The 15,772-nt window shown below is 71.7% G+C and carries 11 protein-coding genes and 1 rRNA gene; 8 read left to right on the top strand and 4 right to left on the bottom strand.

Annotation, left to right across the window (positions count from 1 at the left end; all coding sequences use genetic code 11):
- Nucleotides 1–74 (bottom strand): 16S ribosomal RNA (locus tag ACGFT2_RS18640); the annotation flags it as partial.
- Between the two features lie 566 nt (nt 75–640).
- Here ACGFT2_RS18640 and ACGFT2_RS18635 point away from each other — a divergent pair.
- Together ACGFT2_RS18635 and ptsP are read left to right on the top strand one after the other, a co-directional pair.
- Nucleotides 641–1,090 carry a PTS glucose transporter subunit IIA gene (locus ACGFT2_RS18635; protein ID WP_393279194.1) on the top strand — a complete coding sequence of 150 codons (450 nt, stop codon included), beginning with the start codon at nt 641–643 and terminating at the stop codon, nt 1,088–1,090.
- Between the two features lie 77 nt (nt 1,091–1,167).
- Entirely contained in the window at nt 1,168–2,838 is a 1,671-nt protein-coding gene (ptsP, locus tag ACGFT2_RS18630) for a phosphoenolpyruvate--protein phosphotransferase (protein WP_393279192.1), read from the top strand.
- 95 nt (nt 2,839–2,933) lie between these two features.
- On the opposite strand, the gene ACGFT2_RS18625 is transcribed toward ptsP, so the two are convergent.
- Nucleotides 2,934–3,827, bottom strand: coding sequence for a hypothetical protein (locus tag ACGFT2_RS18625; protein WP_393279190.1), 894 nt, complete (start codon nt 3,825–3,827; stop codon nt 2,934–2,936).
- Between the two features lie 206 nt (nt 3,828–4,033).
- Nucleotides 4,034–6,001: an acetoacetate--CoA ligase gene (locus ACGFT2_RS18620; RefSeq protein WP_393279188.1), complete on the bottom strand. Its 1,968-nt coding sequence runs from the start codon at nt 5,999–6,001 to the stop codon at nt 4,034–4,036.
- A 213-nt stretch (nt 6,002–6,214) separates the two neighbouring features.
- Here ACGFT2_RS18620 and ACGFT2_RS18615 point away from each other — a divergent pair, with 213 nt between their 5' ends.
- Nucleotides 6,215–8,575 carry a glycoside hydrolase family 31 protein gene (locus ACGFT2_RS18615; RefSeq protein WP_393279186.1) on the top strand — a complete coding sequence of 787 codons (2,361 nt, stop codon included), beginning with the start codon at nt 6,215–6,217 and terminating at the stop codon, nt 8,573–8,575.
- A gap of 193 nt (nt 8,576–8,768) precedes the next feature.
- Here the strand turns inward: ACGFT2_RS18615 and ACGFT2_RS18610 are convergent, their stop codons facing one another.
- Nucleotides 8,769–9,305 (bottom strand): NUDIX domain-containing protein, encoded by a 537-nt coding sequence (locus tag ACGFT2_RS18610; protein ID WP_393279184.1) that lies wholly within the window; start codon nt 9,303–9,305, stop codon nt 8,769–8,771.
- 224 nt (nt 9,306–9,529) lie between these two features.
- Between ACGFT2_RS18610 and ACGFT2_RS18605 the strand changes: the two genes are divergently transcribed.
- The 5 genes from ACGFT2_RS18605 to glpK all read left to right on the top strand — a co-directional run bounded on the left by ACGFT2_RS18605 (nt 9,530) and on the right by glpK (nt 15,767).
- Nucleotides 9,530–9,976: a Zn-ribbon domain-containing OB-fold protein gene (locus ACGFT2_RS18605; RefSeq protein WP_393279182.1), complete on the top strand. Its 447-nt coding sequence runs from the start codon at nt 9,530–9,532 to the stop codon at nt 9,974–9,976.
- Complete coding sequence (locus ACGFT2_RS18600; protein WP_393279180.1) at nt 9,973–11,163, top strand: lipid-transfer protein; 1,191 nt, start codon at nt 9,973–9,975, stop codon at nt 11,161–11,163. Before ACGFT2_RS18605 ends, ACGFT2_RS18600 begins: the two co-directional genes overlap by 4 nt.
- A gap of 129 nt (nt 11,164–11,292) precedes the next feature.
- Nucleotides 11,293–12,945, top strand: a complete 1,653-nt coding sequence (locus tag ACGFT2_RS18595; protein WP_393279178.1) for an EAL domain-containing protein — start codon at nt 11,293–11,295, stop codon at nt 12,943–12,945.
- Nucleotides 12,946–13,280: 335 nt separating this feature from the next.
- Nucleotides 13,281–14,030, top strand: a complete 750-nt coding sequence (locus ACGFT2_RS18590) for an MIP/aquaporin family protein (RefSeq protein WP_393279176.1) — start codon at nt 13,281–13,283, stop codon at nt 14,028–14,030.
- Between the two features lie 216 nt (nt 14,031–14,246).
- Nucleotides 14,247–15,767 (top strand): glycerol kinase GlpK, encoded by a 1,521-nt coding sequence (gene glpK, locus ACGFT2_RS18585; RefSeq protein ID WP_393279174.1) that lies wholly within the window; start codon nt 14,247–14,249, stop codon nt 15,765–15,767.
- Nucleotides 15,768–15,772 lie beyond the last annotated feature (5 nt).

Here is a 15,772-nt window from a genome sequence, read left to right as displayed (position 1 = left end):
GTTCATCGTTCGACTTGCATGTGTTAAGCACGCCGCCAGCGTTCGTCCTGAGCCAGGATCAAACTCTCCGTGAATGTTTACTCGGCCGGAAAATTAATTCAGCCGGTGCACACACACGATGAGCGGAACAGTCAGGCGGAATAGGCCCGACGTTCTCAGCGTCCTCGCTGTGTTTTTTCAAAGGAACCTCGCCCCGATCGTGATGACCGGAGACGGGGTATCAACATATCTGGCGTTGATTTTTGGCACGCTGTTGAGTTCTCAAGGAACGGTCGCTTCCTTTGTACTCACCCTCTCGGGCTTTCCTCCGGGCTTCCCTTCGGTGTTTCAAACTCTACCAGGGTTTTTCCGTCTCCCTGACCACCCCCTGCGAGCATGCAGAAGGAGACCCAGAGATAGGATCTGAAGAGTTTGGCTCCTGCCGGGCAGGGATGCTGTCGCACCTCACCGCCCCGAGCAGGAGTACGACAGTACACGGAGCGTCGAAGCCGGTGCAAATCCGTTGGGTTGGTGGTCTAGACCACTTACTGGTAGCTTCTATCCGGAACCGCCACTTCTTATGACATACCCTGCTGCTCAGTGCGCCGTCCGGGACAGCCAGTGCGGCCCGTAAGCAGCTCCACTCCTTGGGAGGCTTCCCATGACCACCGTGACGTCCCCGCTCGCCGGACGTGCCATCGGACTGGCCGCCGTGCCGGATCCGGTCTTCTCCGGGGCCATGGTCGGCCCGGGCACCGCGATCGACCCCGTGCGTGAGCCCTCCGTGGCCGTGGCGCCCGTGGACGGCGTCATCGTCTCCCTGCACCCGCACGCCTTCGTGGTGGTGGACGACAGCGGACACGGTGTACTCACCCATCTCGGCATCGACACCGTGCAGCTCAACGGCGAGGGCTTCGAGCTGCTCGTCAACAAGGGCGACACCGTGACGCGCGGTCAGAGCATCGTGCGCTGGAACCCGGCGGCGGTGGAGGCCGCCGGGAAGTCTCCGGTGTGCCCCGTCGTCGCGCTCGAAGCCACGGCCGAGTCCCTCTCCGACCTCCGTGACAGTGGTGACGTGAAGGCCGGCGACAGTCTCTTCGCCTGGAGCTGACGGCAGTGCCGTCGCACGACGGCGGACAGGACAACCACTGCGGCGGCGGGACCCGCCGCACTATCGGAGACGGTGAGATGGAGACAACGCTGCGAGGCGTCGGCGTGAGCCATGGCGTGGCGATCGGCGAGGTTCGGCACATGGGTACGGCGGTCCTGGAGCCACCGGCCAAGCAGATCCCCGGTGAGGACGCGGAGCGCGAGCAGGGCCGCGCCCGCCAGGCCGTGGACGCCGTGGCCGCCGACCTGATGGCGCGCGGCAATCTGGCGGGGGGTGAAGCCCAGGCGGTGCTCGAGGCGCAGGCCATGATGGCGCAGGACCCCGAGCTGATGGCCGACGTGGACCGGCGGATCGCCGTCGGCAGCACGGCCGAGCGTGCGGTGTACGACGCGTTCGCCGCATACCGGGAGCTGCTGGCCGGTGCCGGTGAGTACCTCGCCGGTCGCGTGGCCGACCTCGACGACGTGCGGAACCGTATCGTCGCCCGCTTGCTCGGCGTGCCGATGCCGGGTGTCCCGGACAGCGACCAGCCCTATGTGCTCGTCGCGCGCGATCTCGCTCCCGCCGACACGGCACTGCTCGACCCGTCCCTGGTGCTCGGCTTCGTGACGGAGGAGGGCGGTCCGACGAGTCACAGCGCGATCCTGGCGCGTGCGCTGGGCGTGCCGGCCGTCGTGGCGCTGCCGGGGGCCGGTGAGCTGGCCGAGGGCACGGTCGTCGCGGTGGACGGCAGCACCGGGGACGTCTTCGTCAACCCGGGCGAGCGGAAGAAGGCGGAGCTGGAGGCCGCGGCCGCCGAGCGCAGGGCCGCGCTGACGGCCTCGACCGGGCCGGGCGTGACGGCGGACGGGCACAAGGTGCCGCTGCTGGCCAACGTCGGCGGCCCGGCGGACGTGCCGGCGGCCCTGGAGGCCGGCGCCGAGGGTGTCGGTCTGTTCCGTACCGAGTTCCTGTTCCTCGACGACAGTGCGAACGCTCCTTCCGAGGAGAAGCAGGTGGAGGCCTACCGGCAGGTGCTGGAGGCGTTCCCCGAGGGTCGTGTGGTCGTGCGCGTGCTGGACGCGGGTGCGGACAAGCCGTTGGACTTCCTGACCCCCGCGGACGAGCCGAACCCCGCGCTCGGTGTCCGGGGTCTGCGCACGCTGCTGGACCACCCGGAGATCCTGCGCACGCAGCTCACCGCGCTGGCGAAGGCCGCCGAGGGGCTGCCGGTCTACCTCGAGGTCATGGCGCCCATGGTGGCGGACCGCGCGGACGCGAAGGCCTTCGCGGACGCCTGCCGCGAGGCCGGGCTGCGCGCGAAGTTCGGCGCGATGGTGGAGATCCCCTCCGCCGCCCTGCGGGCGCGTTCGGTCCTGCAGGAGGTCGAGTTCCTGTCCTTGGGCACCAACGACCTCGCTCAGTACACCTTCGCCGCCGACCGGCAGGTGGGTGCGGTCTCGCGGCTTCAGGACCCGTGGCAGCCGGCGCTCCTCGACCTGGTCGCCCTGTCCGCGGAGGCGGCCGGGGCCGAGGGCAAGAGCTGCGGTGTGTGCGGCGAGGCAGCGTCCGATCCGCTGATGGCCTGTGTGCTGACCGGTCTGGGCGTCACCTCTCTCTCCATGGGCGCGGCGTCGATTCCGTACGTGCGGGCGACGCTGGCCAAGTACACGCTGGCGCAGTGCGAGCGGGCCGCGGCGGCCGCGCGTGCGTCGGACAGCGCGGAGGAGGCGCGCAGCGCGGCTCAGGCGGTGCTGTCGGGCGAGTAGGCCTGCCGGCGTCGTTCGTGGCGTCGGGTGATCAGGGGCGTCCCGCCTTCGGGTGGGGCGCCCCTGGTGCGTTCTGCCGGCCTTTCGGTGTGCGGTCAGTGGCGGTGTCCTTGTCCGGTGCTCTCCTCTCCGAGGTCGGGGGGTTCGCAGTAGTCGACGCCCGACTCCGGGGAGATGAGGTCGCCGGATTCGACGTCGGTGCAGTAGGCGTCGAACACCTCCGAGGCGGTGAGTGGTTCGAGCCGGCCGGCGCGCAGCCGCCAGCCGTAGACGCGGTCGGGGGTGGCGGGGGTGCTGGTGCGCATGACGAGTCCGCCGGGGCTGCGGGTGCCGAGGCCGAGTGCGAGGACGCTGGTGAATTCGAGGGTCTCGGCCTCGTCGAGCCGGGTGTCGCCTCCGGGGTCCTGCTCGCCGTGCAGGACGGAGATGAGCGTGTCCGGTGGTCCGGAGACGCTGCACACCAGGTGCCGGTCGCCGGGCGGTGCGGCGTCGAGGATGCGGGCCAGGAGTTCGGCGGCGCGGGTGAAGGCCGCCCTGCCGATGTCCTCGCCGCAGGTGGGGCACGGGCCGAGGCGGGTGAGGAGGGTGGTGGCGTACTCCCAGGTGGCCTGGCGTACGGCTTCGTCCACGAGGATCGGCAGGAGTGTGGTGAGGGGCCGGCCGTCGTAGGGGACGGTGGGACCGGTGGCGGCCAGTTCCGCCGTGAACCGGGTGCGGCTGGTCGCGGCTTCCGGGTCGAGGCCGTTCTCCGCGCAGTAGACGGCGTAGTCCTCGGGGTCGAACAGGGCGATCGTCGTGTGGCTGCCCTGGGCGGCCCGGGTCCTGAGGACGGCCTCCACCTGCCGCAGGTAGATCGCGTGGTCGTCGAAGGTGAAGCTGCGGTAGCGCCGCATGGCGCGGAAGTCGTGTTCGTCGGTGAGCAGGCCGATGGTGCCGGCGATCTCGCGGTGCAGGACGCGTCGCATGGTTTGGTGCTCGGTGTGCGCCATGTTTCCCCCTGTTGCGCAGTCGATCAATGCTCACTCACCGTAACCGGCGGCACTGACAATGGGGGTCCGGCCGGTGGTCGCGGGTCCGGCACGGCTGTCGTACGCGCAGGTCGGAGCGGTTGGGGGAAGGGCCGAAGCGGGTGGTGGCCCCGGGTCTCGTGGCGTTGGCGGGCCCGGGGCCCCGTGTGGATGGTGACTTCTCGCTGTCAGGCGCGCTTGCGGGCGAGTTCCTCGTAGAACCCGAGCAGGGCGAGGTTGTCGATGGAGCCGGGGTTGACGGCCTTCTCCAGCGGTGTGCCCTGCAGGAGGCGCTTGACGGGGACCTCGATGCGCTTGCCGGTGAGGGTGTGCGGGATGCCGGGCACCTGGATGATCTCGTCGGGCACGTGCCGGGGCGAGAGCTGTGCGCGGATGGCCTGTTTGATCCGGTTCAGGAGGTCCTCGTCGAGGGTGGCGCCCGGCGCCAGGTGCAGGAACAGCGGCATCCAGTAGCCGCCGTCGGGCTGTTCGACGCCGATGACGAGGGATTCCTTGATCTCGGGGAGTCGCTCGACGACTTCGTAGATGTCGGCTGAGCCCATGCGCACGCCCTGCCGGTTGAGGGTGGAGTCGGACCGGCCGTGGATGATCACGGACCCGCGTGAGGTGAGGGTGATCCAGTCGCCGTGGCGCCAGACGCCGGGGTAGGTGTCGAAGTAGCTGCCGTGGTAGCGGCTGCCGTCGGGGTCGTTCCAGAAGCGGATGGGCATGGACGGCATGGGGTTGGTGACGACCAGTTCCCCGACCTCGTCGGTGAGCGGTTCGCCGCTGGGGTCCCAGGACTGCAGGTCGGTGCCGAGTCCGGGCGCCTGGAGCTCGCCGGTGTACACGGGGAGGGTCGGCACGGCCCCGGCGAAACAGGAGCAGACGTCGGTGCCGCCGCTGACGGAGGCGATCCACAGGTCGTCGCGCACCTCGTCGTGCAGCCAGCGGAAGCCGTCCGGCGGCAGGGGTGAGCCCGTGGTGGCGACGCACCGGACCGTGGACAGGTCGTGCTCGCGGGCGGGGTGGACCCCGGCCTTGCGGCAGGCCATGACGTAGGCGGCCGAGGTGCCGTAGAGGGTGGCGCCGGTGCGTTCGGCGATGCGCCACTGCGCGCCGGTGTCCGGGTAGCCGGGGCTGCCGTCGTACAGGACGATCGTCGTTCCGGTGAGCAGGCCGGAGACGAGGAAGTTCCACATCATCCAGCCGGTCGAGGTGTACCAGAAGAAACGGTCCTCGGGTCCCAGGTCGCAGTGCAGCCCGAGTTGTTTGAGGTGTTCGAGCAGGATGCCGCCCTGGGACTGGACGATGGCCTTGGGGAGGCCGGTCGTGCCGGAGGAGTACAGGACCCACAGGGGATGGTCGAACGGGACCTGTTCGAAGACGGGTGCGGTGTCCCCCGCCGTCAGCGCCGACCACTCCAGGGCGCCCTCGGGTGCCTCGGTGCCCAGGAGCGGGATGTGCACGACGGCGCGCAGGGTGGGCAGCTCGCCGCGCAGCTCGGCGACGGTCTCGCGGCGATCGTGCTCCTTGCCGCCGTAGCGGTAGCCGTCGACGGTGAACAGGACGACCGGCTCCACCTGCTGGAAACGGTCGAGGACACTGCGGGCGCCGAAGTCCGGGGCGCAGGAGGTCCAGACGGCGCCCACCGCGGCGGTGGCGAGGAAGGCGACGACTGCCTGCGGGATGTTGGGGAGGTAGCCGCTGACGCGGTCGCCGGGGCGTACCCCGAGGGCGCGGAGTTCGGCGGCCAGGGAGCCGACCTGGCGGCGCAGCTCGGACCAGGTCACCGGGCGTGGTTCGTGCGTCTCGTCCACGTGCAGCAGGGCGGGTTCGTCCGCGCGGTCGTCCGCGGCGCGCAGGGCGTGTTCGGCGTAGTTCAGGGTGGCCCCGGGGAACCACTGGGCGCCTGGCATGGAGCGGTCGCCCAGCACGCGCGCGTAGGGGGACGAGAACCGTACGTCGAACCACTCCGCGACGGCTTGCCAGAAGGTGTCCAGCTGTTCGACGGACCATCGGTGCAGCGCCGGGTAGCCTCCCTGGGCCGGCGCGCCGTGGTGCTCGGCGGCCCAGGCCTGGAACTGGGTGATGCGTGCCTGGGCGATCCGCTCGGGATCGGGCTGCCAGAGCGGCTTGGGGTTCGCGGTCGACATGGGGCGGCTCCCGGCTGTGCGCGTCGTGGGCGTCGGTCCGCGCACGGGCTGGGGTGTGCGCGTGACGCGGCTGACAGGGACGATGCCATGTGATCGACTTCTGCACCAGGGTGGGCCCCACATAGTCCGTGTCATGAAGATGTGGCCCTGACACGGGTGAACGGCAGATGAACGACACACGCGCGTGGGGCGCTCGGTGGCAGGGTGAGCAGCATGGACGGTCGTGACCTGGTGCGTTCGGTGAGTGTGGGCAATTCGGGACGGGTGGCTCGGGGGTTGCGTACCGTACGTGCCGCGTGGCGCAGGAGGCGTATCGACGCGACCGGGCTGCCGCGGCGGGGGGCGGAGCGGGCGCGGGTCCCGGGGCAGGTGCGGGCCGTGGAGCCGGGGCCGGGGGGCGGCCTGATCCACTTCGGCCGGTCCGAGCTGCGGATCACCGTCGCGGTGAGCGGGGCCGTCTTCTGGGGCTGGGACGGTGCGGGCCCGCAGCCGTCGTACGCGCTCGCGGGGAGCAGCCCGGAGCCGGATCCGCGGGCGGTGCTGGAGCCGGACAAGGACGGCGGCTGGCGGGTGGTCGCCGAGCGGGTGACGGTCGTCGTGTCCCGGCACGGTGCCGTTCAGGTCTGCACCCCCGGCGGGGTGACGCTGCGGCGGGATCAGCCGCCGCGCTGGTGGGAGCCGGACGGCGCAGGTGCCGCACGCTGGGTGCAGCGGTCGGAGGTGACGGCGGACGCCCGGTTCTTCGGCCTCGGTGGGCGGGCCTCGGGCCCCCGGCTGCGGGACGGTACGTACCGGCTGTGGAACACCGACCCGGGCCGGGCGTTCGGTCCCGGTGACGATCCGCTGTACCTGACCATGCCGGTGCAGCTCGTGGTGGCGGACGCCGGTACGCATCTGGTGTTCCACGACACCACGTGGGACGGCACGGTGGTACTGCGCGAGGGCGAGGAGGGCGCCGGGTCCGGGCACGACCGGATGGGCCGCTGTGAGGTGCGGATGGAGGGGGGTCCGCTGCGCTGCTGGGTGCTGGTGGGCGCTCCCGCGCGCGTGCTGCACACCTGGGCGTCGCTGACGGGGGCACCCTCCGTGCCGCCCGCGTGGGCGCTCGGCCACCATCACGCGCGGTGGGGTTTCGGCAGTGAGCAGGAGGTCCGCCGGATCGTCAGGGGTTACCAGGAGCGTGGTCTGCCGCTGGACGCCGTGCATCTGGACATCGACCACCACGAGGACCACCGGGTGTTCACCGTCGACCACGACGGCTTCCCCAAGCTGGCCGTGCTCGCCGAGGAGCTGCGCCGGGACGGGATCCGGCTGGTGTCGATAGTGGATCCGGCCGTGCCGGCCGAGCCGGGCAATGCCGTGTACGACGCCGGCTCGGCGGTGGACGCGTTCGTGCGGGACGCCTCGGGGCGCACGGTGCGGGGCATGGCGTGGGCGGGAGAGTCGGTCTTTCCGGATTTCACGCACGCGCGCGTGCGCAAGTGGTGGGGCGGGCTCTACGAGGAACGGCTGGGGCAGGGCTTCGCGGGGTTCTGGCACGACATGAACGAGCCGACGTCGTTCAGCGCCTTCGGGGAGCGGACGCTGCCGCGTTCGGCCCGGCACGCCTTGGAGGGGCGTGGCGGCGACCACCGGGAAGCGCACAACGTGTATGCGCTGTGCATGGCCCGGGCGGCCTACGAGGGGCTGCTCGAGCTGTCTCCGCGGGAGCGGCCCTTCGTGTTCTCCCGCTCCGGCTGGGCCGGCTCGCAGCGGTACGGGGGCACGTGGTCGGGGGATGTGGCGACGGGGTGGCCCGGGCTGCGGGCGTCACTGTCGCTGGTGCTGGGGCTCGGACTGTGCGGGGTGCCGTACTCGGGTCCCGACGTGGGCGGCTTCGACGGCAGCCCCTCGCCCGAGCTGTACCTGCGGTGGTTCCAGCTGGGCGCGTATCTGCCGCTCTTCCGCACGCACGCGTCGTTGCGTGCGGGGCGCAGGGAGCCGTGGGAGTTCGGTGCCGAGGTGCTGGAGCACGCGCGCGTGGCGCTGCTCGAACGCCGGCGGCTGCTGCCGTACTTCGTGACGCTGGCGCATCTGGCCCGGCGGACCGGCGCGCCCTATGTGCGGCCACTGTGGTGGGGGGCACCGGAGGACCGGGCGCTGCGCGACTGCGAGGACACGTTTCTGCTCGGTGACGCCCTGCTGATCGCTCCGGTCCTGGATCCCGGTGCCGGCCGGCGTGCGGTGCAGCTGCCGCGGGGCCGTTGGTACGACACGGCGACGGAAGAGGCGTACGAGGGGCCGACGCAGGTTCTCGTCGACGCGCCGCTGTCCCGGATACCGGTGTTCGCGCGCGCGGGGGCGGTGGTGCCCGTACGCGGTGCCGACGGCGGGCTGGAGCTGGAGGTGTGGGCTCCCGCGCCGGGCCGTACGGGGGGCGGTCTGGTGGTGCCGGACGCGGGCGACGGGTGGGACGATCCGGAGATCGAACGCTACGTCGCCCGCCGGCAGGGCCCGGAGGTGGTGGTCACCCGGGAAGGGCAGGACGGCAGCGGTGAGCCGCACTGTCCGGTGCGGGTGCGCGGGCTCGGCTGAGCCCGCGGCGGCCGTGCTGAGCCCGCGACGGCCGCGTACGGGGTTCGGGCGGGGGGTGTCGCGTGTGGTCGGTCCGGTCGGGCCGTGTCACGCGTCCGCGGCCTGGCACTCGGCACTCGGCACTCGGCACTCGGCACTCGGCACTCGGCAGGCTCGTCCAGCCGTGTGCGCTCGCGCGGGCCAGAGGGCGCCGTCAGATGTAGCGGCCCTCGAACCAGGCCCGCGCGGCCAAGGTGTGCAGCGGGAAGGCGAGTTCGTCCGGCCTGCGCAGCAGGTGCCAGCCCTCGGTCTCGTCCGTCGGGTTGGAGGGCGGAAGCCCCTCGGTCGGGCGCTCCGGGAGAAGCCCGAAGAGCAGCAGGTGCCCATCGGGCGAGCTCATCGCGTCCATCAGGCGGACATCGCGGGCGGCCGCCTCGATTCCGGTCTCCTCACGGAGTTCCCGTACGACGGCTTGTTTCCAGTCCTCCCGGTCGTCGACGTAACCACCGGGCAGCGCGGTGCCGCCGCGCGCCGGGGCGATGGTCCGGGTGACGACGACCAGGGCCGTGCCCTTGGTGTCGTACACGGGCTGGAGCGCGACCGCGACCGGCAGTGGATTGCGGTAGGCCACCGAGCCGCACCGGGGACAGATGCGCGGCCAGCCGGTGACGCCGTCTCCGTAGGGCGCTCCGCAGCTCGAACAGTAGGAGCCAGACGTGGAGTTGGCAGATAGGTGTTGGTTTTCGGACACGCGCGGACTGTATCCGATCACGGGGAGGACGTCTTCCGGCCGCGGTGGGCGGGGAATCGACGGATCCGGGAGGGGCGGCCGGAGTCACCCCCGTCGATCCCGGCCGCCCCTCCTGTAACACGACGCCGCGGGGGGCGTTTCGGTTCACCGAGACGGCCTGCCCTTTTCCGGTGCCGCATGGCAGACTTCTGACGCTTCGTCAGATCGCGTCTCGGGGAGGGGTTTTGCCGCGCACGTACACACCGGCGGTCGCCGGATGGTTCACCGGCGAGGGGGAGGACTTCCGGCTGCTGGGCACGCGCTGCTCGTCCTGCACCTCGGTCTTCTTCCCGCGCGAGGACGTCCACTGCCGAAACCCGCACTGCGAGGGTGGCTCCCTAGAGGAATGGCCGCTGTCTAGAACCGGACGGATCTGGTCGTACACCGACAGCAGATACCGGCCTCCGTCACCCTATGTGAGCAGTCCGGAACTTTCCTGGGAGCCGTACGCGTTGATCGCGGTGGAGCTGGAGGCCGAGGGGATCGTGGTGCTTGGGCAGGGGGCCGCGGGGGTCACCGTCGCCGGCCTGGCGGTGGGCATGGAGGTGGAGGCCGTCCCCGGGGTGCTCCACGAGGACGCGGAGACGACCTGGACCGTCTGGCACTGGCGGCCGAAGGGGGTGACGGCGTGACGGCGGACGTGGCGGTGCTGGGCGTGGGCATGCACCCCTGGGGCAAATGGGGCCGCGGCTTCGTCGAGTACGGGACGGCGGCGGCCCGGGCGGCGCTCGCGGACGCCGGCCTGCGATGGCGGGACGTCGGCTCGATCGTGGGCGCCGACACCGTGCGCGGCGGATACCCGGGATTCGTGGCGGGAGCGACGTTCGCCCAGGCGCTCGGCTGGCAGGGGGCCAGGGTCGCCAGTGTGTACGCGGCCTGTGCGTCGGGCGCACAGGCGATCGCCGCGGCGCGGGCGCAGATCCTCGCGGGGCTCGCGGACACCGTGCTCGTCGTCGGAGCGGACGCCGCGCCCAAGGGGTTTTTCCGGCCGGCGGGCGGCGACCGACCCGACGATCCCGACTGGCTGCGCTTCCGCCTGCTGGGCGCGACGAATCCGGCGTACTTCGGGCTGTACGCCAGACGGCGGATGGCGGTGCACGGGGACACGCCGGAGGATTTCGCCCTGGTGAAGGTGAAGAACGCGGCATTCGGCGCGCTCAACCCGTACGCCCGCTACCGCAAGCGGGTCACGGCCGAGGAGGTCGCGGCATCCGCCGTGGTCGCCGACCCGCTGCGGCTGCTCGACATCTGCGCCACGTCCGACGGTGGCGCCGCCCTGGTGCTGTCCAGCGTGGAGTTCGCACACCGGCACGGGGTGCCCCGGCCGGTACGGATCCGGGCCGTGTCCACGGTGACCCCCCGCTTCCCGAACACGGTGCTGGACCTGCCCGACATCGCGACGGACTGCGCGCCCACGGTGGACCCCCCGGCGGAGTCCTTCCGGGCGTCCATCGCCCGGACCGCCTACGAGGAGGCGGGGATCGGCCCGGAGGACCTGGACCTGGCCGAGGTGTACGACCTGTCCACGGCACTGGAGTTGCAGTGGTACGAGGATCTGGGACTCTGCGGCGCGGGTGAGGGCGCGAAGCTGCTGCGCGAGGGCGCCACGGCACCCGGCGGCCGCATACCCGTCAACCCCAGTGGCGGCCTGGCCTCGTTCGGTGAGGCGGTGCCCGCCCAGGCCGTCGCCCAGGTCTGCGAGCTGACCTGGCAGTTGCGGGGCGCCGCCGGTGACCGGCAGGTCGCCGGGGCATGCGTGGGCATCACTGCCAACCAGGGGCTGTTCGGCCATGGATCGTCGGTGATCGCGGTGAGCTGACCGGGGCTGCCGAGCGCATCGCGCGTGAGACGAGCCCCTTCCCGACACGCTGTGTGATCAGCCCGGAAACCTGCGTGAACGTCTCATGAACTGCGCCTGGGCGTCCCCGGGCGGCGCCATCATGCTCCCGTGCACTCCTGGACGGACACTCTCCGCTTCGCCTTCCAGCCGGTGGTCAACCTGAGGACGGGCGCGGTCGCCGCCCTGGAGACACTTGCGCGCCCGGAGACCGGCGACGTGCTGGCCGAGGCCCGCCGCGACCCCGAACTCGACGGTGCGCTGACCGTGTTGGCGCTCCGTGCGGCGGCACGCAAGGAGACCCTGCTCCCGCTGCATCTCAACGTGTTCGCGGCCACACTGGCGGACCTCGGTGGTCTCACGCCGCTGCACGACGCCGTGCGGGCGGCCGGGCGCACGCCCTGGGAGGTGACGCTCGACATCGTCCCGCCGTACACGCATGTGCCGCAGCGGGCTCTGCTGGAGGCCGTGACCGGGCTCCGCGCGCAGGGCTTCCGGATCTGCGCGGACGGCATCGGGGACGGCGACGTGCCGCTCAGGCTGCTCACCGATCTGTCGCCGGATCTGGTCAAGCTCGACGCCTCGCTGCTGGCCCGGCCGGCCGCCGTGCGGGCGATGCGCACACTGTGCGAGGAGCTGGGCGCCCTGGTCGCGGTGGAGGGGGTGGAGACCGAACTGCAGTGCGCGGCGGCCGTGGCCGCCGGCGCGCAGCTGGCCCAGGGTGAGCTGTTCGCGCCGCCGGCCCGGATCCCCGTGGCGGACGTCTACGTTCCGCCCCGCTCACCGGGCAGCCCGCTGCCGCCCCGGTCGGGGCCTTCGGTCCGGGAGTTCGTGCGTCCGGCCGCCGTGCTGCCGGTGACCGCCTCGGCGAGGCAGGTGCGGGCGTTGCTGACCGGATCGCCGGACGTGTCCGGTGTCCTGCTGGCGGACCACGGCGGAAGGCCCGTCCGGTCGGTGCACCGCTCGCGCTTCCTGCTGTCGATGTCGGGCCCCTACGGTCACGCCCTGTACGCCGACCGGCCGGCCTTCAAACTCGGCGACGCGCCCCGGACGGTCGGCGCCGACGCCACCGCCTGGGAAGTGCTGGACGTGGTGGCGGTCGGCGGCCGCGACCGGACCTCGGACGATGTGGCGGTGGTCGACGAGCGCGGCCGGTGCGTGGGCGTCGTACGGCTCGCGGATCTGGTGCGGGCACTGGCCGAGAGCCGGGTCGAGGAGGCGGCCGGCCTCAATCCGCTCACCCGGCTGCCCGGTTCGGACGCGATCACGGGTGAGGTGGACCGGTGGATCGCGGAGGGGCGGGCGTTCGCCCTCAGCTGGCTGGACATCGACCACTTCAAACAGGTCAACGACGGTGCCGGATTCGCGGCCGGCGACGAGCTGATCCGGTCGGTGGGCCGAGCACTGCAGCAGACGATCGGCGCTCACGCGCGCGTGGGGCACATCGGCGGGGACGACTTCCTGCTGCTGGGCGACGAGGCGGCGCTGGGTCCGCTGTCCGCCACCGTGCTCGACGCGCCCTGGTCGGCCGGCGGCCGGCCGGTCACGCTGTCGCTCGCGACGGTCGTGTGCGCCCCCGGCAGCGTCGGCGACCACCGCCAGGCCGCCGCCCAGCTGGCTCCGCTGAAGAAGGCGGCCAAGGCGCTCACCGGTGCGAGCTGGGTCCTCGGCCGCGCGGGGATGCCCGGTCACGAGATCCGTCGCGGCGGCTCGGCAGCGGCACCGGCCCGGCCCGGGTACGCGGCCGCCGAGCCACGTTGGTGAACTCCCCCGCACAGGCGCGCCGAACGGCGTGGCTCGGACACGCGGTGAGCCACTGTCACCGTCGCTGCCGGCAGCCTTGACGCCCCCCGGGCGCCGGTGAACACTTCCCGGTGTCAGCCGACTCCGCCGTACCCTCTCGGCGTCATCAGGCACCGCGCCATGGGTCCGTCCTGCTCCACGGCCCGTCCCGCCATGGCGATCCGGCTGCGACGGCACGCTCGTCACGGACGCCGGGCGGGGCGCGGGGCCTTCCTGCCTTCGGCTGAAGTCGCCAAGGGAACCGTTCCTGCACGGGGGGTCGGGGCTGATCGCCCCACCGGGCCAAGGGAGCCGCCATGAGCAACGGAGACATTTTCGTCGGCGAGGTCATCGGCACCGCGATCCTGATCCTGTTCGGCGCCGGTGTCTGTGCCGCCGTGACCCTCAAGTACTCCAAGGCACGGGGCTCGGGCTGGGTCGTGATCGCGTTCGGCTGGGGTTTCGGGGTGCTCGCCGGCGCGTACACGGCCGCTCCCCTCTCCGGGGGTCAGCTCAATCCCGCGGTCACCATCGGCATCGCCGTGGACACCGGCGAGTGGGGCAAGGTCTGGGTGTATCTGCTGGGCCAGATCGTCGGCGCCATGCTCGGCGCCGTACTGGCCTATCTGGTGTATCTCGCGCAGTTCCGGGCCAATGTCCACCAGGAAGGAACCGCACCCGACACGGCCGGCGAACCGCTGCCGACCCTGGGCGTCTTCTCGACGATCCCGGAGATCCGCAGTCCCCTCGCCAATCTCGTCACCGAGATCATCGCGACCATGGCACTGGTGCTGCCCGTTCTCGCCTTCGGGCTGACGAAAGGGCTCGGTGAGTCCGGCACCACCGTGCTGATCGTGTCCCTGCTCGTCGTCGGCATCGGGCTCTCCCTCGGCGGCCCGACGGGCTATGCCATCAACCCCGCCCGCGACCTCGGGCCACGCCTCGTGCACTCGTTCCTGCCGATACCGAACAAGGGTACGTCCGACTGGGGTTACGCCTGGATCCCGGTCGTCGGCCCGCTCATCGGCGGAGCGCTCGCCGGCCTCGTCTACAACCTGGCCTTCTAAACCCGCTCACGAACCGGCCTGCGGACCCGCTCACGAACGGCCTTCGGACCCGCTCGCGGCCGGGCTCTCGGCCCCCGCCCACGAACCGGCCTGCGCACCACCGCCCACGAACCGGCTCTTCGCCCCGCTCCGGGCTCGGCCGCCTGCCCGCGGCCTTCCACGAAGCCCCCCCCAGCGACCCGATCCAGCGACCGATCCAGCGACCCAGGGACAGCCATGACGGACACCGCCGAGAAGTACGTCGCCGCCATCGACCAGGGCACCACGTCCAGCCGCTGCATCATCTTCGACCACAGCGGCGCCATCGTCGCCGTCGACCAGCGCGAGCACCGCCAGATCTTCCCCAAACCGGGCTGGGTGGAGCACGACGCCACCGAGATCTGGTCCAAGGTGCAGGCCGTGGTGGCCGGCGCACTCGCCAGGGCCGGACTGCGCGCGGAGCGGCTGAGCGCGCTCGGCATCACCAACCAGCGTGAGACCACGGTCCTGTGGGACCGGGCGACCGGCAAGCCCGTGCACAACGCGATCGTGTGGCAGGACACCCGCACCGCCGCCCTGTGCCACGAACTGGGCGGCACGGACGGCCAGGACCGCTTCCGCGAGTCGACGGGACTGCCGCTGGCCAGCTACTTCTCCGGCCCGAAGGCGGCCTGGCTGCTGGACCAGGTGCCCGGCCTGCGCCGGCGGGCCGAGCACGGCGAGATCGCCTTCGGGACCATCGACTCCTGGCTGATCTGGAACCTCACCGGCGGCACCGACGGCGGCCGGCACGTCACCGACGTCACGAACGCCTCCCGCACCATGCTGATGAACCTGGAGACCCTCCAATGGGATCCCTCCATCCTGTCCGCGATGAACCTTCCCGAAGCCGTGCTCCCCGAGATCAGGTCCTCAGCGGAGGTGTACGGCACCGCGGTCGGGCAGCTCGCCGGGGTGCCGGTGGCCTCCGCGCTGGGCGACCAGCAGGCGGCCGTGTTCGGGCAGGCCTGCTACGACGTCGGCACCGCGAAGAACACCTACGGCACCGGCAGTTTCCTGCTGCTGAACACCGGCGGCAGGCCGGTGCCCTCCAAGAGCGGGCTGCTGACGACGATGGGCTACAAGATCGGCGGGGAGGCGCCGGTGTACTGCCTGGAAGGGTCCATAGCGATAACGGGCGCCCTCGTCCAGTGGTTCCGCGATCAGCTCGGGATCATCCGCACCGCCGACGAGATCGAGACACTGGCCGCCAGCGTCGAGGACAACGGCGGCGCCTACATCGTGCCCGCCTTCTCCGGTCTGTTCGCGCCCTACTGGCGCTCCGACGCGCGCGGGGTCGTCACCGGGCTGACCCGGTACGTCACCAGGGCGCACCTCGCGCGTGCGGTGCTGGAGGCGACGAGCTGGCAGACGCGGGAGGTCGTGGACGCCATGTACCAGGACTCCGGGGTGCCGATCACCACCCTGAAGGTGGACGGCGGCATGACGAAGAACAACCTGCTCATGCAGCACCAGGCGGACGTGCTCGGCGTCCCGGTGATCCGGCCCCGGGTGTCCGAGACCACCTGCCTGGGCGCCGCGTACGCGGCCGGACTCGCCACGGGAGTGTGGGACGACCTGGACGAGCTGAAGTCGCACTGGCGGCAGGACGCGCAGTGGACGCCCGCCATGGAGGCACCGGTACGCGAGCGTGAGTACCGCAACTGGCGCAAGGCCGTGGAGAAGAGCTTCGGCTGGCTGGCGGAGGAGGACGCATAGCACGC

Origin of the sequence: Streptomyces sp. NPDC048514 (genome assembly GCF_043199955.1) — a bacterium.
Taxonomy (GTDB): Bacteria; Actinomycetota; Actinomycetes; order Streptomycetales; family Streptomycetaceae; genus Streptomyces.
This window is presented reverse-complemented; position numbering and strand designations above follow the sequence as displayed.

Excerpts from the sequence above, each read along its gene's own strand:
- ACGFT2_RS18635 (WP_393279194.1), top strand. The coding sequence starts at position 641 with ATGACCACCGTGACGTCCCCGCTCGCCGGACGTGCCATCGGACTGGCC.
- ptsP (WP_393279192.1), top strand. The coding sequence starts at position 1,168 with ATGGAGACAACGCTGCGAGGCGTCGGCGTGAGCCATGGCGTGGCGATC.
- ACGFT2_RS18625 (WP_393279190.1), bottom strand. The coding sequence starts at position 3,827 with ATGGCGCACACCGAGCACCAAACCATGCGACGCGTCCTGCACCGCGAG.
- ACGFT2_RS18620 (WP_393279188.1), bottom strand. The coding sequence starts at position 6,001 with ATGTCGACCGCGAACCCCAAGCCGCTCTGGCAGCCCGATCCCGAGCGG.
- ACGFT2_RS18615 (WP_393279186.1), top strand. The coding sequence starts at position 6,215 with ATGGACGGTCGTGACCTGGTGCGTTCGGTGAGTGTGGGCAATTCGGGA.
- ACGFT2_RS18590 (WP_393279176.1), top strand. The coding sequence starts at position 13,281 with ATGAGCAACGGAGACATTTTCGTCGGCGAGGTCATCGGCACCGCGATC.
- glpK (WP_393279174.1), top strand. The coding sequence starts at position 14,247 with ATGACGGACACCGCCGAGAAGTACGTCGCCGCCATCGACCAGGGCACC.